The sequence below is a fragment of the Pectobacterium parvum genome, from assembly GCF_020971565.1.
GTDB classification, from domain to species: Bacteria; Pseudomonadota; Gammaproteobacteria; order Enterobacterales; family Enterobacteriaceae; genus Pectobacterium; species Pectobacterium polare.
On sequence record NZ_CP087392.1, the window covers coordinates 4,168,742 to 4,193,475 of the forward strand.

The following is a 24,734-nucleotide window of genomic DNA, read 5'->3' on the forward strand; positions in this document are numbered from 1 at the left end:
TCTGAATCCAGTATGCGAGTACCACGCATTTTTCATCCCGAAACGCTCCCCCTTAACGGCGGTGAAGTCGAGCTGAGTGACGATGCCGCCAATCATGTGGGTCGCGTGTTACGCATGACGACAGGTCAGTCATTGCAGCTGTTTGATGGCAGCAATCATGCCTTTGATGCAGAAATCATCGCGGCTGGCAAAAAGAGTGTGCGCGTTCGCTTCACAGCAGGTAAGTTGGAAGATAAAGAATCGCCCCTACATTTACATCTGGGACAGGTGATGTCGCGCGGCGAGAAGATGGAATTTACCATTCAGAAATCCATCGAGCTGGGCGTCAATGTGATTACCCCACTGCTTTCTGAACGCTGTGGCGTCAAACTGGATGCAGAGCGTATGGAGAAAAAAATTAGCCAGTGGCAGAAAATTGCGGTCGCCGCCTGTGAGCAGTCCGGCCGCAATTGTGTGCCGTTGGTGCGGCCAGCGATGACGCTGGAAGCCTGGTGTGCAGAACAAGACAACGCGTTGAAATTGAATCTGCACCCACGCGCCACACAGAGCATCAATACGTTACCACTGCCGGTCGATCGGGTCAGGCTACTGATCGGCCCGGAAGGCGGGCTCACCGCCAGTGAAATTACCATGACCTCAGAACACGGATTCACTGATATCCTGTTGGGGCCACGCGTCTTGCGCACAGAAACCACTGCACTCACCGCCATGACCGCCTTACAGGTACGTTTCGGCGATTTGGGGTAAAGGAGAAAAGAATGATCAAACTCGGTATCGTGATGGACCCGATTGACACCATCAATATCAAGAAAGACACCAGCTTTGCCATGCTGCTGGAAGCACAGCGCCGTGGTTGGGAACTGCATTATATGGAGATGAACGATCTCTATATGCATGCGGGTGTCGCGCGTGCAACAACGCGTCGCCTGAGCGTCCAGTACGATTACGACGGCTGGTACGATTTCTCCGGTGAACAGGATATTGCGCTGGAAGAGTTGGATGTGGTGCTAATGCGTAAAGATCCGCCGTTTGATACGGAATTCATCTACGCCACCTATATCCTTGAACGTGCGGAAGAGAAAGGCACGCTGATCGTCAACAAGCCGCAGAGCCTGCGTGATTGCAATGAGAAGCTGTTCACCGCCTGGTTCCCGCATCTGACCCCTGATACGCTCGTTACGCGTCGTGCCGACAAACTGCGTCAGTTCCATGAAAAACACGGTGACGTCATTCTCAAACCGCTAGACGGCATGGGCGGCGCGTCTATTTTCCGTTTGAAGCAGGATGATGCCAACGTCTCAGTCATCATCGAAACGCTGACCGAACACGCAACCCGCTACTGCATGGCGCAAAACTATCTGCCTGCAATTAAAGATGGCGACAAACGCGTACTGGTGGTTGATGGCGAACCCGTGCCTTACTGCTTGGCGCGTATCCCGAAAAGCGGTGAGACACGCGGCAATCTGGCAGCCGGTGGCCGCGGCGAAGCGCGTCCGCTGACCGAAAGCGACTGGAAAATCGCCCGTGACGTCGCACCGACCTTAAAAGCCAAAGGCCTGATTTTCGTCGGTCTGGATATTATCGGCGACCGCCTGACAGAAATTAACGTCACCAGTCCGACCTGCGTGCGTGAAATCGAAGCGGCTTACCCGGATGTTTCCATCACTGGCATGCTGATGGACGCCATTGAAAAACGTCTGGCTGCACGTACCCGCTAAGACCAGAGACACTGACACGCTACCCGGCCCGCGCAATACGGGCCGTTTCTCCAACGCTGACGGATATCGATTAAAATACACAATGAATTTACAGCATCACTTCCTCATTGCTATGCCAGCACTACAGGACTCTGTATTTAAACGTTCGGTGGTCTATATCTGCGAACATAATGAAGACGGAGCCATGGGGCTGATCATCAACAAACCGATGGATCAGTTTTCCGTGGAAAATGTGCTGAAAAAGCTAAAAATAGACCCAACGCCGCGCGATCCCGCCATCCGATTGGATAAACCCGTCTTTGTGGGTGGCCCACTGGCGGACGACCGTGGCTTTATCCTACATACGCCCTGCTCCGGCTTTGGTTCCAGCATCAGTATTTCTGAAGACACTATGATCACCACGTCAAAAGACGTGCTGGAAACGTTAGGCACACCCCAGCAGCCGAAAAATACGCTGGTCGCCTTAGGCTATTCCGCCTGGGAGAACGGCCAGTTGGAAGAGGAACTGCTGGATAATGCCTGGCTGACGACGCCAGCCGATCAAGACATTCTGTTCCATACGCCCATTGCCGAACGCTGGCGGGCGGCGGCTAGAAAGTTGGGCATCGATATTCATAATATCTCCACTGAAGCAGGACATGCCTGATGAGCAGCAGAACCATTCTTGCCTTTGATTTTGGGACAAAAAGTATCGGTGTCGCCATCGGTCAGGAAATTACCGGTACGGCACGCGCACTGACATCATTCAAGGCGCAGGAAGGGATACCCGACTGGCAAAAAGTGGAGAAGCTGTTGTCAGAATGGCAGCCTGATCTGGTCGTCGTCGGCCTGCCGCTCAACATGGATGGCACCGAGCAACCGCTGACGGCACGGGCACGGAAGTTCGCTAACCGACTGCATGGCCGTTTTGGCATCGCTATTGAGCTACACGATGAACGTTTGAGTACGGTAGAAGCGCGAGCCGATCTCTTCGAACGCGGTGGCTTTAAAGCGTTGGATAAAGGGAGCGTAGACGCTGCCTCTGCGGTGATTATTCTGGAGAGTTGGTTCGAAGCACAGCTTTAAAGGCAATCCCGTGTAGCCAAGTCGACCACACGGGACTATATCAACGACTAATTAATGTTAATTAGGCGTCTGGGAATTCACGGATGAAACGTTCGACGTCATCAACCATGGATTCTGTTCCTACGAAGAACGGTGAGCGCTGATGCAGCTTCTCTGGCGTGATATCCAGAATACGGTTTTTACCGTCGCTAGCCTTACCGCCCGCCTGCTCCGCCAGAAACGCCATCGGGTTGCATTCGTACAGCAAACGCAGTTTGCCTTTCGGATAGCTCGCGGTGCTTGGGTACAGGTAAATTCCGCCTTTCAGCAGATTACGGTGGAAATCTGCGACCAGTGAACCGATGTAACGCGACGTATAAGGACGCTGCGTTTCTTCATCCTGTTCCTGACAGTATTTGATGTATTTCTTCACGCCAGCAGGAAACTTGATGTAGTTCCCTTCGTTGATGGAATACATATTCCCTTTTTCCGGGAAGCAAACTTTTTCATGCGAGAGACAGAATACACCGAGCGACGGATCGTAGGTAAAGGCGTGAACGCCGTGACCCGTGGTATACACCAGCATGGTTGAAGAACCGTAAACGATGTAACCCGCAGCAACCTGCTGACTACCCGGCTGCAAGAAGTCAGCTTCCGTGACTGACGTACCCAGCGGCGTAATACGACGATAAATAGAGAAAATCGTACCGACAGAGACGTTCACATCAATATTCGACGAACCGTCCAGCGGATCCATCAGAACCACATACTTGGCATTTTCCGCCTTATCACCTTCAAAGATAACAATTTCGTCTTCTTCTTCGGAGGCAATACCTGCCACTTCACCACGCGCTTTTAATGCAGCTTTCAGTTTCTCATTGGCATACAGATCGAGCTTCATCTGCACTTCGCCCTGAACATTAGAAATGCCGCTGGCTCCCAGGATATCAACCAGACCCGCTTTATTGATATCACGGTGAATAATCTTGGCACCCAGTTTAATAGCAGACAGCAGCGCGGTAAGCTCACCTGTGGCGTGAGAGAAATCGTGCTGTTTTTCGACGATAAATTCGCCTAACGTTTTCATAACACTATTCCAGAATCTACGGATGAAAAGCGGTTTCATTTCTGCACCGCCAACGTTTGCGCATGCAGTGTAGCCCAAAGAGAAAGTGAGTACCTAGTCAAATCCATTTCTTATGGCGGATTCATAGCGTTAGAATGTGACACAGACTCACTGTGAAGATGGAAAATGTATGCGTATTCATATTTTAGGTATCTGCGGCACCTTTATGGGTGGCCTTGCCCTGCTTGCTCGTTCGCTGGGGCATGACGTCACAGGCTCAGATGCAAATGTTTATCCCCCCATGAGTACCTTACTTGAAGAGCAGGGAATCACGCTGATTCAGGGCTACGATCCGGCACAGCTTAGCCCCGCACCTGACTTAGTCATCATCGGTAATGCGATGACGCGCGGAAACCCGTGCGTCGAAGCCGTACTGGAACAGGGATTACCTTACGTTTCCGGTCCACAGTGGCTGCATGATTATGTGCTGCGCGATCGCTGGGTAATTGCCGTTGCAGGAACGCATGGCAAAACCACCACAGCGGGGATGGTCACCTGGATTCTGGAAGATTGCGGCTACCAGCCAGGCTTTGTGATCGGTGGCGTTCCCGGCAACTTCACCGTTTCCGCACGCTTAGGCGACAGCCCGTTCATGGTGATCGAAGCCGATGAATATGATTGTGCATTCTTCGACAAGCGTTCCAAATTCGTACACTACTGTCCAAGAACGCTGGTGCTCAACAATCTTGAGTTCGATCACGCCGACATCTTTGACGATCTGAAAGCCATTCAGAAACAGTTCCATCATCTTGTGCGACTGGTGCCGGGCAGCGGGAAGATCATCCTGCCAGCCAATGACCTTAACCTCAAACAGGTGATGGGAATGGGATGCTGGAGTGAGCAGGAACTGGTTGGTGAAGAAGGCACATGGCGGGCACAAAAAGTATCGACCGATGCCAGCCAATATCAGGTTTACCTGAATAAAGAACTCGTCGGTGAAGTCCACTGGAAGCTGGTGGGTGAACACAACATGCACAACGGGCTGATGGCCATCGCTGCCGCTCACCACGTTGGCGTACTCCCTGCTGATGCTTGCCGCGCACTGGGTGGATTTATCAACGCACGCCGTCGCCTTGAATTACGCGGTACAGAGCATGGCGTCACGGTTTATGACGATTTTGCGCACCACCCGACTGCGATTCTGGCGACGCTGTCGGCGCTACGTAGCAAAGTTGGCGGTACAGCGCGTATTCTGGCCGTACTTGAACCCCGTTCGAACACCATGAAATTGGGAATGTGCAAAAACGAACTGGCTCCGTCATTAGGCCGCGCCGATGAAGTTTTCCTATTCCAGCCAACACATATTCCGTGGCAGGTGGTAGAAGTTGCGGAAGCCTGCGTACAACCCGCTCACTGGAGCGCGGATATTGACACGCTGGTAGAAAACATCGTCAAGACTGCACAGCCTGGTGACCACATTCTGGTGATGAGCAACGGTGGGTTCAGCAACATCCACAATAAACTGCTGGATGGCCTGAAGAACAAAGCGCAGAAGGCGAAAGAAGCTCAGGAATAACAGGTAGAAGCCGTCGTTGCTTACATCACGGCGGCGAAACGGTAGATAGCAAAGAGGACGGGAATCCCGTCCTTTTTCATCTTCGCATCACCCATTATTAATGGGTGGCAAAATCAAGCGTCGAACGGATCGCGCAACACCATCGTTTCGCTACGATCTGGGCCGGTAGAAATAATATCAATCGGCACGCCAGTGATTTCTTCGATACGTTTGATGTAGTTCAGCGCAGCCTGCGGCAGTTTGCTGTGATCTTTCACGCCAAACGTGCTTTCAGACCAGCCCGGCACTGTTTCGTAAATCGGCTCAAGACCTTCCCAGCCTTCAGCAGCCAGCGGAGTAGTATCCACTTCGGCGCCATTCGGCAAACGATAGCCTACGCAGATTTTAATCTCTTTCAGACCGTCCAGAACATCCAGCTTAGTCAGGCAGAAACCGGACAGCGAGTTGATCTGTACCGCACGACGTACGGCAACCGCATCCAGCCAGCCGGTACGACGACGACGACCCGTTGTCGCGCCAAACTCGTTACCTTTCTGAGACAGATGTTCGCCGACTTCTTCAAACAGTTCAGTCGGGAATGGACCTGCACCTACACGGGTAGAGTAAGCTTTCACGATACCCAGTACGTAGTCTACATAGCGTGGACCCAGACCAGAGCCGGTAGCAACGCCGCCCGCAGTGGTGTTTGAGGAAGTCACGTATGGATAGGTACCGTGGTCGATATCCAGCAGCGTACCCTGCGCGCCTTCAAACATGACGAAATCGCCACGCAGGTGCGCTTTGTACAGCAGATCGGAAACATCAACGACCATCGCAGTCAGAATATCAGCAATCGCTAACACGTCGTCCAACACTTTCTGGTAGTCGACAGCATCAGCTTTATAGTAGTTAACCAACTGGAAGTTATGGTATTCGACGATCTCTTTCAGTTTGACGGCAAAGGTTTCTTTATCAAACAGATCGCCAACGCGCAGACCACGGCGAGCAACTTTATCTTCATACGCAGGACCGATACCACGGCCAGTCGTACCAATTGCTTTCGCACCACGCGCTTTTTCACGCGCGTTATCCAGTGCGACGTGATAAGGCAGGATTAACGGACAGGCTTCAGAAAGCAGCAGACGTTCGCGTACCGGGACGCCACGCGCTTCAAGCTCCGTCATTTCTTTCATCAATGCGTCAGGCGCCAGCACAACACCGTTACCGATGATGCTGACAACATTTTCACGCAGAATGCCAGAAGGAATTAAATGAAGGACGGTTTTTTCACCGTTGATAACCAGCGTGTGGCCAGCGTTGTGTCCGCCCTGATAGCGCACAACATATTTAGCCCGTTCAGTCAGCAGGTCAACGACCTTGCCTTTACCTTCGTCACCCCATTGGGTGCCCAGTACGACGACGTTCTTACCCATTTCAAGAATCACCAGGTTGCTTAAAAAAGGATTCTACCATCTCATTTGGATGCTTTCAGTACTTTTAGCACACGATTGCGCACATTTTTCCGCTTAATTTTAGCCACCCATCCGGCTACGCAACATGTAGTAGATCACGCACCCAGCAACAACTATTCCACCGCCAAAACGACGCAAAATAGTATCCGGCAACTGCGCTATCCCCAAAATCATACGCCGCCAGAGACCGGGAAACAGCAGCGGCCCCAGACCTTCGAGTACCAAAACCAGCCCGAGCGCCAGCCAAATCGTTGAATTCATAACAACCCCTTTTCCCGCTTCAAGTACGAACAGGACCAAAACCCGTGGATTTGTCTCTGCCAGAAAATGGCAAAAAAAAGCCCGGAGATATAACCCGGGCTTGATGAAAGACGTCAGTTAATGACTATCAGCGGCGTGGCAACACACTGTCCGGTGACTTCATGTAGCGGAAGAAGTCACTATCTGGGCTGAGAACCATTACGTCCTGATTACTACTGAAGCTGCTTTCATACGCACGCAGGCTACGAATGAAGGAGTAGAAGTCAGGATCTTCACTGAATGCGTTAGCAAACAGTTTCGCCGCTTCGGCATCCCCTTCACCACGAGTGATACGTCCTTGACGTTCAGCTTCAGCCAGCGTACGGGTAACTTCATAGTCTGCCGTCGCTTTCAGCTTTTCAGCTTCTTCCTGACCTTGTGAACGGTGGCGACGTGCTACCGCTTCACGCTCTGCACGCATACGTTGGTAAATCGCGTCAGACACTTCAGTTGGCAGGTTGATCTGCTTAATTCGCACATCGATAACCTCAATACCCAGCGCAGCCATACTGTTAGGGTTGATATGAGGTTCGTTGCTCGTGGTCTCTTTCTCAACACGCGCAGCAGCAGAAGCAATCGCATTATCGGCTTCAGTCGTTTCACCGGTACCAGTATTCAACGCTTCACGCACGTCAGACATCAGTTGACCACGCGAGTCGGTAACAATGCCTTTCACATCCAGACGACCAATCTCGGAACGCAGACGGTCACTGAATTTACGTTTCAGCAGCACTTCAGCCTGAGAGATGTCACCACCGCCCGTTGCCAGATAGTAGCGGCTGAAATCGCTGATACGCCATTTGAGGTAGGAATCGACAATCAGGTCTTTCTGCTCTTTAGTGATAAAGCGGTCAGCCTGGTTTTCCATCGTCTGGATACGGGCATCCAGCATTTTCACTGAGTCGATAAACGGAATCTTGAACTGCAATCCCGGTACATAGATCAGCGGCTTATTCTCGTCATCACGCAATACTTTGCCAAAACGCATCACAATGCCGCGCTGGCCTTCCTGCACCACAAACAGTGACGCATAGACCACCATCAGTACCAGGATCAAGATAAATAGTAAGGGCTTACGCATCGATTATTCTCTCCCTACTCGAGTGAGGTCATCACGCTGCGCATTTGCTCTGCGCTGATCCATGATATTTCCATTGTTACTGCTACGCGTTTGGTTGCTATTCGCCGCACCGCTGCTGTTGCTAGGCAAACGCAGTGGATTAGCACTGCTGTTGTTGCTTTGCGTATTTTCACCGCCTTGTCCGCGCAGCATCTGATCCAACGGCAGCACCATCAGGTTGCTCCCTTTGTCATTAACCAGAACTTTACGAGTATGGCTCAGCACGCGTTCCATCGTTTCGATATATAAACGCTCGCGGGTGATTTCTGGCGCAGCTTTATATTCCGGTAAGACTCTGGCAAAACGGGCAACTTCACCCTGAGCTTCCAGAACGGTACGCGTTTTATAAGCGCGAGACTCCTCCAGAATACGTTGAGCCTGACCGTTAGCACGCGGCTGTACTTCGTTCGCATACGCTTCCGCTTCACGAATATATTGCTGTTCGTTTTCACGTGCGGCAATCGCATCATCAAACGCCGCCTTAACTTCTTCCGGCGGACGCGCAGTCTGGAAGTTGACGTCGAGCAGCGTGATACCCATGTTGTACGGACGAACCGTTTCTTCCAGTACACGCTGGGTATCCGTACGCACGATGGTACGGCCTTCCGTCAAAATTTTGTCCATCGTGTATTTACCAATAACGCCGCGCAGCGCACTGTCAGTTGCCTGACGTAGGCTGTCATCCGCATTGGTTACACTGAACAGATATTGTTCTGGCTGCGTGACACGATACTGCACGTTCATTTCAACGCGCACGACGTTTTCATCCGACGTCAACATCACGCCCGACGTCGCCAGTTCACGCACCGATTCAACGTTCACCGCGCGAACAGAATCGATAAAGGTCGGTTTCCAGTTAAGACCCGGACTAACCAAATGGCTGAACTTACCAAAGCGCGTTACGACACCGCGTTCCGCTTCTTTAATGGTATAGAAACCAGTAGCAGCCCAGATGACAACCGCAGCGACGGCAGCGATACCGACGATCCGGCCACCCAATGCTGGGCCACCAGAATTTCCACTGTTGCTTGAGCCAGAACCTTTTCCGCCACCCAGATCGCTGAGTTTTTTGCTCAGTTTACGGAAGATGTCGTCCAGATCCGGCGGCCCCTGATCTCGGCCACCTTTATTGTTATTTCCGCCAGAGTTGCCGCCATTATTGCTGCTGCTCCCCCACGGGTCGCGGTCTTGTCCGTTATTACCGGGCTGATTCCACGCCATGTTTTAGCTCCATTCTTTATGATAAGTGTTCTTCAGGTTCAATATCCCAGAGTCCGTCAGACTATTTCACCGTTCAGACTGTTTATGCCAGTCAAATCAGACAATATAGTCCATCAGTTCCTGCTCTTTTTTGCAGAGGCGGCGCCAGTCAGCAATCGGCATACGAATAACCAGACCAATTTGCCCATCCTCTTCAATCCATTCTTTTTCTATTGCCTGAAGCTGGTAAAAACGACTACGCAAGCGTCCTGCCTGCGGGGGAAGATGCAAGGTATGTTGTGCGATTTCCCCGGAAAGCCGCTCAGTTAATGCCTGAAATAGCAACGGAATACCGTCGCCAGTCTGTGCTGAAAGCCAGACCCGCACCGGTAGGTTCTCTTCGTTGCGATCGATACGCGGAACGAAATCATCCAGCATATCAATTTTGTTCATTACCAACAGCGCAGGTATTTCGTCCGCCTCAATTTCCGCTAATACGTCATCAACCGCTTCAATGTTCTCGTCAAGACGAGGATCGGCAGCATCAACAACGTGCAGCAGCAGCGAGGCCTGACGTGTTTCCTGTAATGTAGCCTTAAACGCAGCGACCAAATCATGGGGCAACTGCCGGATAAAACCTACGGTATCCGCCAACACCGTATCACCAACATCATCCACTTGAATGCGGCGCAATGTTGGGTCCAGTGTGGCAAATAACTGATCGGCGACATAGACACCCGCCGATGTAATCTTGTTAAACAGCGTGGATTTACCCGCGTTGGTATAGCCCACCAGCGAAACAGTGGGGACATCGGCACGAACCCGTGACCGGCGCCCTTGTTCACGCTGTTTTTCTACCCGTTCAAGACGCGACAGTATCTGCATGATACGGTTACGCAATAAACGACGGTCGGTTTCAAGCTGGGTTTCACCTGGGCCACGCAAACCGATACCGCCTTTCTGGCGTTCAAGGTGCGTCCAGCCGCGAACCAGTCGGGTCGCAAGGTGGCGCAGCTGTGCCAGTTCTACCTGTAATTTCCCCTCGTGCGTACGCGCTCGCTGGGCAAAAATATCTAAAATCAGTCCGGTACGATCGATCACCCGGCACTCGCACAAACGCTCCAGGTTACGTTCCTGAGCTGGCGTCAGCGCATGATCAAACAGCACGACGAACGCGCCAGTTTCTTTTACTGCCTGAGCAATTTCTTCAGCTTTACCTTCCCCGACAAAATACTTGGGATGAGGCGATTTACGGCTGCCAGTAACCACCTGCAAGGATTCAATACCGGCAGAAGAAACCAGAGATTCAAACTCCAGCAAATCTTCCGTATCTCTATCTTGCGAAAAGAAAATATGAACTAATATAGCCCGTTCACCTGATTCATAACGGTCAAACAAGCGAGTAACCTCTCAAACGAGCAAAAAACACCACAGCGAAGGAGCCGAGCGATGCGTCCAGCTCTCCCGCGCCGTGGTGAATTGACAATACGCCTTATTCGGCGTCATCAGCTTCCTGCGACTGCTGCTGAGCAGTCGTGTTACTACCGTGATAGTTGTTGCTGCCGCCAGGATTGTTGCTATGGTGAGAGACTGGGCGAGAGGGAACAACTGTAGAGATGGCGTGCTTATAAACCATCTGACTTACCGTGTTTTTCAACAAAATCACGAACTGATCGAAAGATTCGATCTGACCTTGCAACTTAATACCGTTAACCAAATAAATCGAAACTGGAACACGTTCACGACGCAAAGCGTTCAAGAACGGATCTTGCAAAGATTGCCCCTTAGCCATTCTATATTTTCCTTATTTGTATGTTGTTTGTAACAAAGAACCCTATGGCTCTAAAATAACGGTGTAAAAAAACTTGCACGCTGAGACTCACCGATTGTACACAATCACTCAACCTATGCACTAACAACCTGTCCACTCGTCATACTTCAAGTTGCATATGCGTTGGCTGCGCTCACTCACCCGAATCACTTACCTGAGTAAGCTCATCGGAACTCCTTCCCTTGCCGCCTTTCTGAAACTTGAATTATTTAAAGTGTATTACCTTGTCCAGTGCTTCGGTCGGTTTTTCGCTATCCAGCCAGCAGACATCATCCCAACCGCGCAGCCAGGTCATTTGGCGCTTCGCTAACTGACGCGTCGCACAAATTCCCCGATAAACCATCTCATCGTAATCAATTTCACCGGATAAATATGACCACATCTGGCGATAACCAACACAACGAATAGAGGGCATATCCGTATGAAGGTCATGCCGAGCAAACAATGTCCGGGCTTCTGTCTCAAAACCTGCCGCCAACATCTGATGAAAACGCTGTTCAATCCGCTCATGCAACAATTCACGCGTCGCCGGGGCGATAGCAAACTGATGAACCTGATAGGGCAGCGCGTCGCCAGACGTTTTTGTCAGTTCAGTTAAAGTGTTACCTGAAACGAAAAAAACTTCCAGTGCTCGCGAGAGTCTCTGCGGATCATTTGGATGAATCCGAATTGCTGCTACCGGATCGATCTCACTGAGCTGCCGATGCATCGCTTCCCAGCCGATTTCTTTTGCCTGATCTTCAATGCGTTGACGTACAGCAGCATCGGCTGACGGCAGAGGAGAAAGTCCCTCTAGCAGCGCCTTGAAATACAGCATCGTCCCCCCGACTAACAGGGGAATGCGCCCGGCAGCGGTAATGTCCGTCATCTCACGTAGCGCATCGCGGCGAAAATCGGCCGCAGAATAGGATTCTGTCGGATCGAGAATATCGATTAACCGATGCGGGGCCAGTGCCAGCTCTTCCGCACTCGGTTTCGCCGTCCCAATATCCATCTCTTTATAGATGAGGGCGGAATCTACGCTAATCAACTCTACCGGCAAATATTCTCGTAACGCCATTGCCAATGCCGTTTTTCCTGACGCCGTCGGCCCCATGATAAAAATGGCGGGCGGCAACGACGCTTGTTCTACATCACTCATGCTTTAAAGCCTTGATGGCATCCTGGATGTCCATCACAGATAAAAGTTCAGACGGCGGCGTTTTCGCCAACTGCGGACAAAGCCGCTCGACATCCGCCAGTAATTGTATGGCCTGAGAATGGCTCCAGCTTTCCTGTTCGCTCTGCAATCGCGTTGCCATCCATGATGCCAACACGCCAGGTTCCACCTGCTGTGTCTCAACCGTTTGATAGTTGGCCAGATAGCCTACCAGTTCGGAAATCAAGTTTTGTAAATTTTGTTGGCGCAATGGTAAAGGTACGGCACGCAATGTGGCACGCGGTGACTCAACCACGACTTCAATACCAAAACGCGCCAGCAAAGCATGATGGGCAGATAAAACGTTCAGCTCAGATTTACTCAACGTCAGGCGCTGCGGGATCAATAACGGCTGCGCCCGCAACCCTTCTTCCGACGGTGTCAACTGCACCGCTTTTAGATAACGTTCAGCAACGGAAAGCGACAGCATCGCCAGTCCCTTATGGTACTCCAACAGCGCGTAGCACGGCGGATAAACCGTCAATACCCGCCCAAAACCGTTTGATTGACTTTCCAGCGGTGATTCAACCGACGCACGTTGCTTGTTATTGCTGGCTGCGGTGTCCGTCGCAGTTAGATTTGGTGGTGCGTCATGCGATACCGTGGAGGGGACAACCCTATCCGGCGACATAATGTGATTCGACGGTACAGAAATACGCTCGCCAGACGACGGCGGTGCACTTGCTGCGTTATCCGCTGGTTGCAGCAGCATCTTATACAAATCACCTTGCTTCTTCTGGTACGGATTCTCTGGCTGATAGACGGAATAGGCAGATTCTCTCGCCTGACCGGAATGACCCGCGCGCGGCGTTTTCCCACCATACGACGGCGAACTATCGGTACGTGACGGCTGGGCAAAGTGGTTTTCACCTGCGGCAGTGCGGTTTTCCTGCTGCCATTGCACGGGTTTCCCAGTCTCCGGCTCTGTCATACCAAGCGCCGGTGAGGATGCCTGTTGCAGAACGGACATCACCGCCTGATAGATGAAGTCATGCACCAGACGCGCCTGATGGAAGCGTACCTCATGCTTGGCAGGATGCACATTGACATCCACCTGATGCGGGTCGATCTCCAGATACAGCACATAGGCGGGCTGCTGCTCGTCACTAAGCTGATCCTGATAAGCCTGCCGAATAGCATGATTAATCAACCGATCGCGCATCATGCGCTGGTTTACGTAGCAATACTGCATATCAGGCAGCTGTTTCGCGCCAACCGGATCGGCCACCCAGCCATGAATGGTGAGATCGCCGTGTTGCCATGATACTGCCAGCGCATGTTGCAGGAATGTCGCACCGCAGATGCTGCCCAGACGGCGTTCATACTGGCTTTTATCCGGCGCTGCACGATACTGCCGCATCAGCTTACCGTTATGATGCAGCGTGATGGCAACACCGAAACGAGCCAGCGCGATACGGCGCACCACCTCATCAATATGGGTGAATTCGGTTTTTTCGGTGCGCATAAATTTACGGCGGGCGGGGGTGTTATAAAACAGATCCAGCACTTCCAGCGTGGTGCCGACAGGGTGGGCGGCGGGTTTGACAGTCACCGCCATGTCGCGCCCTTCGGCATAAGCCTGCCAGGCTTCGGATTGTTCGGCGGTGCGTGATGTCAGGGTTAGACGGGAGACGGAACTGATACTCGCCAGCGCTTCGCCGCGAAACCCCATACTAACGATGGCTTCCAGATCGTCGAGCGTCGCAATTTTGCTGGTCGCATGACGTGCCAGCGCCAGCGTTAATTCATCCTTTCCGATACCCGAGCCATTGTCACGAATACGGATCAGCTTCGCGCCACCGCGTTCTATGTCGATATCAATCCGGGTCGCGCCTGCATCCAGACTGTTTTCCACCAGCTCCTTCACGACCGAAGCCGGACGCTCAACCACTTCTCCGGCAGCGATCTGGTTAGCCAGTTGTGGTGGCAACACCTGAATCGGCATGGCGTATCCCTCTTACTATCTTCAATCTATCGACATCGTCAGCATGAAGAATCAGGCAGACGGAATAACCAGCGTTTGCCCCAGCTGTACCGTGCCGGAGCGCATATTATTCGCCTGTTGGATCTCTTTCATACTGACACCGTAACGGGCTGCAATCGCACTCAGGCTATCACCCTTTACGACCTTATGCTTCACCGGCGCGGCCTTTTTGGGCGCAGGTGTTGATGCCGTCTGCTTCGTTCCGGTAGCGGGAATATTCAAACGTTGCCCAACCCAGACGATGTCCTTGTTCAGCTTATTCACGTCACGCATAGCCGCGAGACTGACGTTATAGCGTCGCGCGATGGAAGAAAGCGTTTCACCACGCGCGACTGTGTGACGCAAGCTGCCTGCACTCGCTTTGGCTGCCGTTACGCTGGTGCCGGATGCCACCGTATCACTTGCCGCCGACTGTAGCGGGCGGCTTTCCTGCTTTGGGAGAGATTGCATCGGATGAGTTTGGAAATAGCTCCTCAGCCCTCGATAAATCGCAGTGGCGACTTTTTCCTGATAGTCGTTACTTCCCAACAGCCGTTCTTCTGCAACATTGGTGATAAATCCGGTTTCCACCAGCAGAGAGGGAATATCCGGCGAGCGCAACACACCCAGACTGGCATGTTCAGGACGTCGTTTATGCAGCCCCCCAACGCGCTGGAGTTCACCTAGCACCTTGGTCGCCACGTCATATCCAACGCGCTGGGAGTGGCCAAATTGCAGATCCAGCACCGCCTGACTGAGATAAGGATCGGCACTGCTGTTCGCCAGTAGATCGCCCGCCCCGCCCAGCAGCTCAGACTGCTTCTCATGCTGCTCCAGCCAGTTTGCCATTTCACTGTTCGCACGGCGGTTGGACAGCACCCAAACAGACGCGCCTTTGGCATTACGGTTCGGTGCCGCATCCGCGTGAATCGACACTAACAGGTTCGCACCCTGCTTACGCGCCACGTCCGAACGCCCCATGACGGAGATAAAGTAGTCGCCGTCACGCGTCAGCACGCCTTTAAAGGCCGGATCGTTATTCAGTAAGACTTGTAACTTACGCGCGATAGAAATGGTGACATTTTTCTCCCGCAGCCCGTTCGTGCCAATCGCCCCTGGGTCCTGCCCACCGTGCCCCGCATCAATCGCCACAACGACGCGTTCCTTCCCCTGCTGTGCTGGCGCACGAGTAGATGACGAACGGGTATTGACGGCAACAGTCGGTTTGTTGGTAAAAGGATTTTTGGCTGGTTCTGCCGGCGCGCTATTTTGCTGGCGTGAAGCCGGAGGCGCAGAGGTTTGCACCGTTTTGGCTTTATCGCCGGTGATGGTGAAGACAACAACGTAGCCCGATCCTTCTTTTTGCGTCACGGCCCGCGTTTTAGCCGCCTGAGTTAAATCCAGCACCAAACGCAGGCTTTGTGCATCCTGCGCGTTACTGGTTCGCACACGCTTAATCAGATTTTGCCCGCTGAAATCCAACGGCAGCCCCTGAATAATGCCAGTCTGACGAATATCGATGACCACTCTGGCGGGGTTACTGAGCGGGAAAAAAGCATAAATAGGCTGACCGCTAAAGCTCAGGCGTACCGTGGCCTGGCCTGACGCATTGTCCACCTTGATATCCGACAGATTGGCTGCCCACGCCGTTCCTGCCAGCAACAGCCATACGCCGATGAACAGCTTAACCATACGACTCATCATGATTCTGTTGTTCCTGGCTGAAGAGAAAAACGTTGTAACATCGCATCTCCCGTCGCAGAGACAGCGGACAGTTCAGCCTGTCGGCCCTGATCCTGATAGCGCAAACGCAGTTCGATATCAGCCTCGGGCAGCACACCAGCCCCCTGCTGCGGCCATTCAATCAGGCAAATGGCATCCTGTGTCAGATAATCGCGGATCCCCATAAACTCCAACTCTTCCGGGTCGGCCAGTCGATAGAGATCAAAGTGGTAGACCGCCAGCGGCAATAACGCATAAGGCTCGACCAGCGTATAAGTGGGGCTTTTGACATTGCCCTGATGACCGCGCGCCTGTAGGAACCCGCGACTAAACGTCGTTTTCCCCGCACCGAGGTCGCCATAAAGGTGGATAACACAAGCACCGCCACAGGCTTTCGCCAGCGCCGTGCCTAAAGAGATCGTTGCTGCCTCATCCGGCAGAAGTAAGACTATTTTTTTCATTCTATCTATTGTTCTAAAAACATCGGTTCTAAAAACATCGGCTCGGGATTTCCCACATCAGAAATGGCAACCTCTTCTCGATCATCGCGGGTAGTCACCGTTCCCGTACCTTTTAATACGACAACGCCGCCATCGCGTTTAACCAACGTTGTGACCGCAAGTAATCGATCACTTTCGATATCAGCAACGCGGCAACTTAGTAAACGTGCCGCTTCTCCGGGGTGAGGTGTCAGCACGCGATTCTGCCGCTTATGCGGATTGATTGCCAGCAGGTTAAGCATATCCGCATCCCACAACATGGGTTTGTTACAATTTTCTACCAGACGCAGCGCGCTTTTATCCCAGTCATCCTGCCCTAAATCGGGTTCAATCACCACGACATCCGCCTATTCCAGCCTTTGTCGTCAACTCTTGCACCATTAACGTAGGTCAACCGCCAGAGACGCCAACGGATACTGGTTGTAAGTAAGTACTCGCACTATTCCTAAATCGCAGAGTGAAAGAGAATTCTGCGGCTACGAGACAAAGGCTGGTTCAATTCCCTCGCTACCCACTATTGCTATGTATGCTAGTTAAAGCGATTTTTAATATACCGAGTGCGCCTGACGTAGCAGATCGCAAGTTAGGTATTGCTTATTGATTCGATAAAGACAACGGATTGGTGATAGCGATCACATTTCTGTACTTTAGCCACATGCGAAAACACATGAGGATAAAGTGATGTCAGTAATTAATACCCAAGTTAAACCATTCAAAAACATGGCTTTCAAAGACGGTCAATTCATTGAAGTGACTGAGAAGAACATCGAAGGCAAATGGAGCGTGTTCTTCTTCTATCCGGCTGACTTTACGTTTGTCTGCCCGACCGAACTGGGTGATGTCGCTGACCACTACGACGAATTCCAACAGCGTGGCGTGGAAATCTACTCTGTTTCCACTGACACCCACTTCACGCACAAAGCATGGCACAGCAGCTCTGAAACCATTGGCAAAATCAAATACACCATGATCGGTGACCCAACGGGCCAACTGACGCGTAACTTTGAGAACCTGCGCGAAGCAGAAGGCCTGGCCGATCGCGGTACGTTCATCGTTGACCCACAGGGCATCATCCAAGCGGTAGAAATCACGGCTGAAGGCATTGGCCGCGATGCCTCTGACCTGCTGCGCAAAGTGAAAGCGGCGCAGTACGTGGCTTCCCACCCGGGCGAAGTGTGCCCAGCCAAGTGGAAAGAAGGCGAGGCTACGCTGGCACCGTCTCTGGATCTGGTTGGCAAAATCTAAGCTAACACCTCGGAAAATATGACTGTTTTGTCGGGTGCGTTGCACCCGATTTTTCTGGCCCGGCCTTTTGGGGCCAGCACCCAGCACGATTTTGCTTTTGTACCTACTTGCCTAATTAAGGACGACCAATGCTCGACAATACGATGAAAGTCCAGTTGAAAGCCTATCTGGAAAAATTAACCAAACCTGTTGAGTTGATTGCGACTCTGGATGACTCCGCCAAATCTGCTGAAGTCAGAACCCTGCTGGCTGAGATTGCTGAGCTGTCCGATCGGGTAAGTTTTATTGAAAAGAATGATCTGGCAGTACGTAAGCCGTCATTCCTGATTACCAATCCAGGTTCCCAAAGCGGCCCGCGTTTTGCCGGTGCACCGATGGGACACGAATTTACCTCCCTGATTCTGGCGTTATTGCAGGTGGGCGGTCATCCGTCGAAAGAGGCGAAAGAATTACTCGACCAAATCCGCCATCTTGACGGTTCGTTCCACTTTGAAACGTATTACTCGCTGTCCTGCCACAACTGCCCGGACGTGGTGCAGGCACTGAATTTAATGGCGGTGCTGAATCCGAATATTACTCATACCGCGATTGACGGCGGTGTGTTCCAAGATGAGATTCAAAGCCGTAATGTCATGGGCGTTCCCACCATTTTCCTGAATGGCGAGCATTTCAGCCAGGGGCGGACGAGCCTCGCAGAGATTGTGACTAAAATCGATACTGGCGCAGGCGCTAAACAAGTTGAGAAACTGAACCAACGCGATGTCTATGATGTGTTAATCATCGGTAGCGGCCCAGCGGGTGCAGCAGCCGCGGTCTATTCGGCGCGTAAAGGCATCCGCACCGGGTTAGTCGGTGAGCGCTTTGGCGGTCAGGTACTGGATACCGTCGATATCGAAAACTACATTTCCGTGCCGAAAACGGAAGGGGCCAAACTGGCGACGGCGCTGAAGAGCCATGTTGATGACTACGATGTCGATGTGATCGACGCGCAGAGTGCAGAAGCCTTAATTCCTGGCGGTGAACCGGGTAAACCGCATCAGGTGATCACCATATCCGGCGCGACGCTGAAAGCGCGCAGTGTGATCATTGCGACCGGCGCACGTTGGAGAAACATGAATGTACCCGGCGAAGATCAGTACCGTACACGTGGCGTAACATACTGCCCGCACTGTGATGGCCCGCTGTTTAAAGGTAAGCACGTCGCGGTGATTGGCGGCGGAAATTCCGGTGTCGAAGCGGCTATCGATCTGGCTGGCGTGGTGAAACATGTCACGCTGCTTGAGTTTGCCCCAGAACTGAAAGCGGATTCGGTATTACAGGAAAAAGTACGTAGCCTGCCGAACGTTGACATCATCCTGAATGCGCAAACCACCGAAGTGAAAGGCGATGGGCAGAAGGTGACGGGGCTGAGCTACAAAGATCGTATTACCGATACGGTGCATGATGTCGCACTGGAAGGGATCTTCGTGCAGATTGGCCTGTTGCCTAACACCCACTGGCTGGAAGGCACGGTAGCCAGAAACCGCATCGGTGAAATCGAGATCGATGCTAAGTGCGAAACCAGCGTGAAAGGGGTCTTTGCTGCCGGCGACTGTACGACGGTGCCGTACAAGCAGATCATTATCGCGACGGGGGAAGGTGCAAAAGCGTCCTTGAGCGCCTTTGATTACCTGATCAGAACCCGTGCATAACATCGATCTGTTGAGGACGAAGGTGGACATATTTACCATCCTTCCGCTTCTCTGACGACGATCTTAACGTTCCGCGCGGCGATGCCTCATAAAGAGGTGTCGCCGCGTTTTTGTTTTTGATCATAAAATTCCCCTTCGATCGTAAAAATTAGATCTCAGCCCTTGCTAAAGGACAATAAGAAATCCATAATGCTCGCCGCTTTGTGCTGTTGCCCGTTTTTTACTGTCTACACAGCATCATATTTCGAGCACAAGCGTTACCTCAAATCCACATCATTTTTTATCGGTTAATACAAAAAATAATATTCTTCTTAACAGACTTATCCACAGGCTGTCTGTTGGTTATTTATTAATCACGCTATATTTTTGATAAAATACTGTAGTGTATCTTATTGATATATATTCATAAATTTTACTTATAAAACGGTATAAGTATCACTTGTACTTTTTGTGACAGTTGATTGCCAACGGTTTTTTTTATTTATTCACAGCGCGTGCGACAAACTGATGACAAGAGTTTGAGTGCCTCACGCATCACGCGGTAATCCTTTCTCTACTGCACGAATAAGTCGCTTTTTCTGTGTGGACTGGACGTCAATTTCCAGTAACGCGCGACGTTCCAACTGCTGACGAATCGCCCAGTGGATATGTTCATCCAACAGTTCGCTTTCACCCAGACGAGCTTGCAGTGCTAGCACGATACTATCCTGATAGGGTGCATTCCCCAGTGCGACGGCAATATTACGTAGCCAGCGGAGATGACCGATGCGCCGGATCGGCGATCCTTCCGTAATGCGCAGAAATTTCTCTTCATTCCAGCCGAATAGCGTCAGTAGCTCTGGCGTGTGCAGTGCGGCACGCGGGCTGAAATCCGCCTCGTCGGTAAGCTGTGAAAACCGATTCCACGGGCAAATCAGCTGACAGTCATCGCAGCCATAGATGCGATTACCCATTAGCGGACGAAACTCTTCAGGAATCGGACCTTCCAATTCGATAGTCAGATAGGAAATGCAGCGGCGGGCATCAACGGTATAAGGTGCGACAATTGCGCCGGTTGGGCAGGTGGTCATGCAGGCGACACAGCGACCGCACTGTTCTTCCTGTGGGCGATCGACGGGCAGGGGCAAATCGATCAGCAGTTCGCCGAGAAAGAACCAGGAGCCTGCTTCTCGGTTCAGAATTAGTGAGTGTTTACCAACCCAGCCAAGTCCGGCTTTCGCAGCCAACGGGCGCTCCATAATGGGCGCGGAATCGACAAAGGGGCGAAAATTCAATTCACCGCAGTATTCCTGAATCTGGTCACCGAGCTTTTTCAGACGCTGGCGTAGCAGCTTGTGGTAATCGCGGCCCAGCGCATAACGGCTAACGTAACCGAGCTCTGGGTTTTTTAAGGTACTGGCGAATGCGGCTTTGGCAGGCAGGTAATTCATTCGCACGCTGATGACGCGCAGTGTGCCGGGTAGCAGCTCATGCGGACGCGCCCGCAGCATACCGTGGCGCGCCATCCAGTCCATTTTCCCGTGGTATTGCTTATCCAGCCAATCCTGAAGCCGAGGTTCTTCTGCGGACAAATCGGTGTCGCAGATGCCGACCTGCTGGAACCCCAATGCCTGCCCCCATTGTTTGATGTGTTGTGCTAATTCGTTGAGATCGTAGGGGTATGACATGGGGAACCGTAAAAATGTGCTGTCTTTTCCCGATTTTATCACAAAATAAGGCTACTCTGGGGCACATGGTTGCGGCATTGGCTCTTGCCTTGGTTTCCCGAAACAATAGCCAACAGGCTGAGCCTTATTGCCTTAATGCCACCATCATAAATTCAACAACCTGCTCTACCGTTAGCTTGCTCGTGATTTGTGAACGTTCCAGCACTAAGCCAAGATCTTCCAGTTTTATCAGAAAATCAACTAACTCCACAGAGTCCATTGCAATATCCTTGATCAGGCTATCCTGTGCTTTAATCTCAGCAGGCGCCGTGCCATTAACCTGATAAATAACATCACATATCAATTCAAACACATTGTTTTTTATTAGCAATGAATCCAACCTTCACCTCCGCTGGTTTTTTAAATTGCCTCCGCTTTTCTGAAGCGCTTAAAAGCTTGTCGACGACTTATTCGCGCCTCTGTTCATATCAAGAGTTCATCGTTGATTTTTCGAGCTTATCTTCCGGTTCCTGTCGGCGCTTGTCGTTCAGGGAAGACCAACTAAAAGAACGACTTAAATCCCTCTTGACGTCGACCCGATTAAAATGCAGCGGCTCTTTGCTTTGACGACGGTTAAACACGTCAGGAGTACGATTAGTGGTATAGACAGAAGCAGATCGTGTCTGCGAATTTAGGCTCGGTAAAGATTGTGCTTTCCTTAAAAGTTGACTGCTTTGATCAATAGCTGGCGATGTTGAGCCATTTGTTGATGGCATCCGCTTCTTTACCTTGGTGTGAAAAGGAGTAAACATAGGCTTCGGCTTCACCTTTGAAGCCGAATCGGTAACATCCTTCGCGTTAGCATTCCGAGCCCCATTAAGTGACGTTGAAGAAGCAGACTTCTCGGGCGGAGGCGGAGGCGGCGTCGGAATCCCTTGAGGGCTAGACTTCTGTTGCTGATGCGCGATGTCCCCTGCCCCCAAGTCTTCCGTTACTTTGTCTGTCTGTGCAATATGAGTGGCAGAGCTCGTTTTCGGTTCGTTCATGGCTTCATTAGCTAATGATGCGGTAGTTCCAGCTATCGGTTTTAGCTGTCTCCCTTTCCTTATTTCGTTAAGAAGCTCTTCGCTAAGAGCTTTGTTGGTAATAGGTGTTTTCGGTTCGTTCCGAGCCCCATTAAGTGACGTTGAAGAAGCAGACTTCTCGGGCGGAGGCGGAGGCGGCGTCGGAATCCCTTGAGGGCTAGACTTCTGTTGCTGATGCGCGATGTCCCCTGCCCCCAAGTCTCCCGTTACTTTGTCTGTCTGTGCAATATGAGTGGCAGAGCTCGTTTTCGGTTCATTCATGGCTTCATTAGCTAATGATGCGGTAGTTCCAGCTATCGGTTTTAGCTGTCTCCCTTTCCTTATTTCGTTAAGAAGCTCTTCGCTAAGAGCTTTGTTGGTAATAGGTGTTTTCGGTTCGTTCCGAGCCCCATTAAGTGACGTTGAAGAAGCAGACTTCTCGGGCGGAGGCGGAGGCGGCGTCGGAATCCCTTGAGGGCTAGACTTCTGTTGCTGATGCGCCATGTCCCCTGTCCTCGAGTCTTCCGTTACTTTGTCTGTCTGTGCAATATGAGTGGCAGAGCTCGTTTTCGGTTCGTTCCGAGCCCCATTAAGTGACGTTGAAGAAGCAGACTTCTCGGGCGGAGGCGGCGTCGGAATCACTGAGGCAGCAGATCCCTGTTGACGATACGTGCCTGTATCATCACCTTCCCCTCCGTCTTCCTGACTAACAAACGAAGCCGGATAAGCAGTAGTCCTAAACATATCCTCAGTATTCTGATCTGCCCCCTTCTCTTCGCTATGCGGCATAGTTGTACGCTCTTGCTTATTGCGCTCCGTTTGGGAGGAGAGAGGATCCCGCTCTTGTTTCTCATTTTCGGCAAACTTCTTTTTCATTTCCTGAATAACTGCACCGTACTGTGTAATAACCTCATTTTTAAGGTCGGGTCCATAATTATAGTTATATTCCGGTGGTAGCGGTGGCGGTGGCGGGTTCATTGAATTTGGCGCACCTTGCCCGTGCTGCTGTGGCGGGTTCATTGAATTTGGCGCACCTTGCCCGTGCTGCTGTGGCGGGTTCATTGAGTTTGGCGCACCTTGCCCGTGCTGCTGTGGCGGGTTCATTGAATTTGGCGCACCTTGCCCGTGCTGCTGTGGCGGGTTCATTGAATTTGGCGCACCTTGCCCGTGCTGCTGTGGCGGGTTCATTGAATTTGGCGCACCTTGCCCGTGCTGCTGTAGGGAATTATCCGGCGTGTACGCACTGACACTCTGCAAATTAGGGAGCACTCCACCACTCTCCTTAATAAAAGCATGTGAAGAGGCGGCTTTTATAATATCATCGAGCAGATTAACCCTGTCTTCCTTTGTCAAATCACCTTTCGTCAGTACAGAGTCGAGAGCAGCATTCCAATCCATCCCCCGATTATTCACTAAACCCGGATGATTATTATCCCGTGAACTTGAAGAGTTATTTCCTGAGATTGAAGCATTTCCCCCGTTAATATTAATAATGGGGACCCCCCCCCCCCAACCATTCCCCTGCATCTGTGCTCCCGGAGTGGCATCGGGTAATTTAGCAGCAGGCGGTTCAGGGTTAAATGCGCGATCTTTCTGAGGGCGCGACTCGGTTGGGTGATAACGCAATGCCTTACACAAGCTAACAGTATCATCCCTGAAGAAGGAGAAATAATTATCCATTGCTCTCCAGTCATTTTTTTGGTCAGTCAGTTTAGCTACATCTTCTTTCACTATAGAATAAAAGCGTTCTACTTGCTCAGTGAAAATATTTTCATGAGAACGTTCAATAAGAGGATTTTTTCTTTCCCACGCCTCAGTGCAAAGTTTATAATATTGAGTGGCAATATGATTGAGTGCATCTTTACCATAATCATTCCATAATTTGGAAAGTTTCTTATCAACGTTGTACCCTTTCTTCGCGTTCCCCTTACTCAGGGTCTTAACAATATCGTTAAATATCTTTTTATCTTTACCCTCAGGTATGTGAGGTTGAAGGGCGGCTAACAACCTTTTTATTGCCTCCCCCTCCTTATTTAATTGCTTTTCGGCAAGTTCATGAGGAATCGTTCTGCAAGCAATATCATTGAATGCCTGAAATGCCTTATTTGTTTCATTTGGATGTTCTTTAAACGCCTCAGCCGCTGGGCTATTGTGGCTTTTGATACTATCGAGTATTTTTAGAAAATTATTTTTATTTCTTTCTGTGGAAAGATCATCGATCGTTAACGAGAGAACTGACTCTTTTTGATTTGTTTTAAATTCATCACCTGGACTATTTGTGACACCGCTGACACAATTTTGTATTGACGGTTCGTAATTCATTGGATGATGAACTTTGGCTTCCACTGTAATGGGAACTGACGCTGCACTCGCATTACTAAGATTAATTTCCGACATTA

Annotated in this window: 21 protein-coding genes and 1 pseudogene; 7 read left to right on the forward strand and 15 right to left on the reverse strand. The window is 51.2% G+C overall.

What is annotated here, in order from left to right; genetic code table 11:
• Window positions 1–12: 12 nt before the first annotated feature.
• The 4 genes from rsmE (at window position 13) to ruvX (ending at window position 2,783) form a co-directional block, all read left to right on the forward strand.
• Complete coding sequence (gene rsmE / locus LOZ86_RS18755; protein WP_039487375.1) at window positions 13–747, forward strand: 16S rRNA (uracil(1498)-N(3))-methyltransferase; 735 nt, start codon at window positions 13–15, stop codon at window positions 745–747.
• 11 nt (window positions 748–758) lie between these two features.
• Window positions 759–1,718: a glutathione synthase gene (gene gshB, locus LOZ86_RS18760; RefSeq protein WP_010285797.1), complete on the forward strand. Its 960-nt coding sequence runs from the start codon at window positions 759–761 to the stop codon at window positions 1,716–1,718.
• A gap of 82 nt (window positions 1,719–1,800) precedes the next feature.
• Window positions 1,801–2,364, forward strand: a complete 564-nt coding sequence (locus LOZ86_RS18765) for a YqgE/AlgH family protein (protein WP_039487374.1) — start codon at window positions 1,801–1,803, stop codon at window positions 2,362–2,364.
• Window positions 2,364–2,783 (forward strand): Holliday junction resolvase RuvX, encoded by a 420-nt coding sequence (ruvX, locus tag LOZ86_RS18770; RefSeq protein WP_039487371.1) that lies wholly within the window; start codon window positions 2,364–2,366, stop codon window positions 2,781–2,783. The genes LOZ86_RS18765 and ruvX overlap by 1 nt, the downstream gene beginning before the upstream one ends.
• A gap of 61 nt (window positions 2,784–2,844) precedes the next feature.
• Here the strand turns inward: ruvX and fbp are convergent, their stop codons facing one another.
• On the reverse strand, window positions 2,845–3,849 hold the full coding sequence (gene fbp, locus LOZ86_RS18775) for a class 1 fructose-bisphosphatase (protein ID WP_039487368.1): 1,005 nt from the start codon (window positions 3,847–3,849) through the stop codon (window positions 2,845–2,847).
• A 169-nt stretch (window positions 3,850–4,018) separates the two neighbouring features.
• On the opposite strand from fbp, the gene mpl reads away from it, so the two are divergent.
• Entirely contained in the window at window positions 4,019–5,404 is a 1,386-nt protein-coding gene (gene mpl, locus LOZ86_RS18780; RefSeq protein ID WP_039487367.1) for a UDP-N-acetylmuramate:L-alanyl-gamma-D-glutamyl-meso-diaminopimelate ligase, read from the forward strand.
• A 113-nt stretch (window positions 5,405–5,517) separates the two neighbouring features.
• On the opposite strand, the gene LOZ86_RS18785 is transcribed toward mpl, so the two are convergent.
• From LOZ86_RS18785 to LOZ86_RS18835, 11 genes and pseudogenes are all read right to left on the reverse strand, one after another.
• Window positions 5,518–6,816: an adenylosuccinate synthase gene (locus LOZ86_RS18785; RefSeq protein ID WP_039487366.1), complete on the reverse strand. Its 1,299-nt coding sequence runs from the start codon at window positions 6,814–6,816 to the stop codon at window positions 5,518–5,520.
• A 99-nt stretch (window positions 6,817–6,915) separates the two neighbouring features.
• Entirely contained in the window at window positions 6,916–7,116 is a 201-nt protein-coding gene (locus LOZ86_RS18790) for a DUF2065 domain-containing protein (RefSeq protein ID WP_039487365.1), read from the reverse strand.
• A 127-nt stretch (window positions 7,117–7,243) separates the two neighbouring features.
• Window positions 7,244–8,236 carry a protease modulator HflC gene (gene hflC, locus LOZ86_RS18795; RefSeq protein WP_039487362.1) on the reverse strand — a complete coding sequence of 331 codons (993 nt, stop codon included), beginning with the start codon at window positions 8,234–8,236 and terminating at the stop codon, window positions 7,244–7,246.
• A gap of 3 nt (window positions 8,237–8,239) precedes the next feature.
• Window positions 8,240–9,496, reverse strand: coding sequence for an FtsH protease activity modulator HflK (gene hflK / locus LOZ86_RS18800; protein ID WP_039487360.1), 1,257 nt, complete (start codon window positions 9,494–9,496; stop codon window positions 8,240–8,242).
• A 96-nt stretch (window positions 9,497–9,592) separates the two neighbouring features.
• Window positions 9,593–10,873 (reverse strand): ribosome rescue GTPase HflX, encoded by a 1,281-nt coding sequence (gene hflX, locus LOZ86_RS18805; protein ID WP_039487359.1) that lies wholly within the window; start codon window positions 10,871–10,873, stop codon window positions 9,593–9,595.
• Between the two features lie 94 nt (window positions 10,874–10,967).
• Window positions 10,968–11,267: an RNA chaperone Hfq gene (hfq, locus tag LOZ86_RS18810; protein ID WP_010285823.1), complete on the reverse strand. Its 300-nt coding sequence runs from the start codon at window positions 11,265–11,267 to the stop codon at window positions 10,968–10,970.
• 244 nt (window positions 11,268–11,511) lie between these two features.
• Window positions 11,512–12,447 carry a tRNA (adenosine(37)-N6)-dimethylallyltransferase MiaA gene (gene miaA / locus LOZ86_RS18815; protein ID WP_039487358.1) on the reverse strand — a complete coding sequence of 312 codons (936 nt, stop codon included), beginning with the start codon at window positions 12,445–12,447 and terminating at the stop codon, window positions 11,512–11,514.
• Complete coding sequence (gene mutL, locus LOZ86_RS18820; protein ID WP_039487355.1) at window positions 12,440–14,449, reverse strand: DNA mismatch repair endonuclease MutL; 2,010 nt, start codon at window positions 14,447–14,449, stop codon at window positions 12,440–12,442. The genes miaA and mutL overlap by 8 nt, the downstream gene beginning before the upstream one ends.
• Window positions 14,450–14,500: 51 nt before the next feature.
• Window positions 14,501–16,171 carry an N-acetylmuramoyl-L-alanine amidase AmiB gene (amiB, locus tag LOZ86_RS18825; RefSeq protein ID WP_039487353.1) on the reverse strand — a complete coding sequence of 557 codons (1,671 nt, stop codon included), beginning with the start codon at window positions 16,169–16,171 and terminating at the stop codon, window positions 14,501–14,503.
• Complete coding sequence (gene tsaE, locus LOZ86_RS18830; protein ID WP_039487351.1) at window positions 16,168–16,650, reverse strand: tRNA (adenosine(37)-N6)-threonylcarbamoyltransferase complex ATPase subunit type 1 TsaE; 483 nt, start codon at window positions 16,648–16,650, stop codon at window positions 16,168–16,170. Before tsaE ends, amiB begins: the two co-directional genes overlap by 4 nt.
• 44 nt (window positions 16,651–16,694) lie before the next feature.
• A pseudogene (locus LOZ86_RS18835) lies at window positions 16,695–17,135 on the reverse strand (NAD(P)H-hydrate dehydratase); the annotation flags it as partial.
• Window positions 17,136–17,370: 235 nt separating this feature from the next.
• Between LOZ86_RS18835 and ahpC the strand changes: the two are divergent.
• Both ahpC and ahpF read left to right on the forward strand, forming a co-directional pair.
• Window positions 17,371–17,934, forward strand: coding sequence for an alkyl hydroperoxide reductase subunit C (gene ahpC, locus LOZ86_RS18840; protein ID WP_039487346.1), 564 nt, complete (start codon window positions 17,371–17,373; stop codon window positions 17,932–17,934).
• Between the two features lie 128 nt (window positions 17,935–18,062).
• Entirely contained in the window at window positions 18,063–19,625 is a 1,563-nt protein-coding gene (ahpF, locus tag LOZ86_RS18845; RefSeq protein WP_039487344.1) for an alkyl hydroperoxide reductase subunit F, read from the forward strand.
• Window positions 19,626–20,152: 527 nt separating this feature from the next.
• On the opposite strand, the gene queG is transcribed toward ahpF, so the two are convergent.
• From queG to LOZ86_RS18860, 3 genes are all read right to left on the reverse strand, one after another.
• Window positions 20,153–21,292 (reverse strand): tRNA epoxyqueuosine(34) reductase QueG, encoded by a 1,140-nt coding sequence (gene queG, locus LOZ86_RS18850; RefSeq protein ID WP_039487342.1) that lies wholly within the window; start codon window positions 21,290–21,292, stop codon window positions 20,153–20,155.
• Between the two features lie 124 nt (window positions 21,293–21,416).
• Window positions 21,417–21,671: a phosphopantetheine-binding protein gene (locus LOZ86_RS18855; RefSeq protein WP_052012108.1), complete on the reverse strand. Its 255-nt coding sequence runs from the start codon at window positions 21,669–21,671 to the stop codon at window positions 21,417–21,419.
• An 88-nt stretch (window positions 21,672–21,759) separates the two neighbouring features.
• Window positions 21,760–24,732, reverse strand: coding sequence for a hypothetical protein (locus LOZ86_RS18860; RefSeq protein WP_207783148.1), 2,973 nt, complete (start codon window positions 24,730–24,732; stop codon window positions 21,760–21,762).
• Window positions 24,733–24,734: the final 2 nt, after the last annotated feature.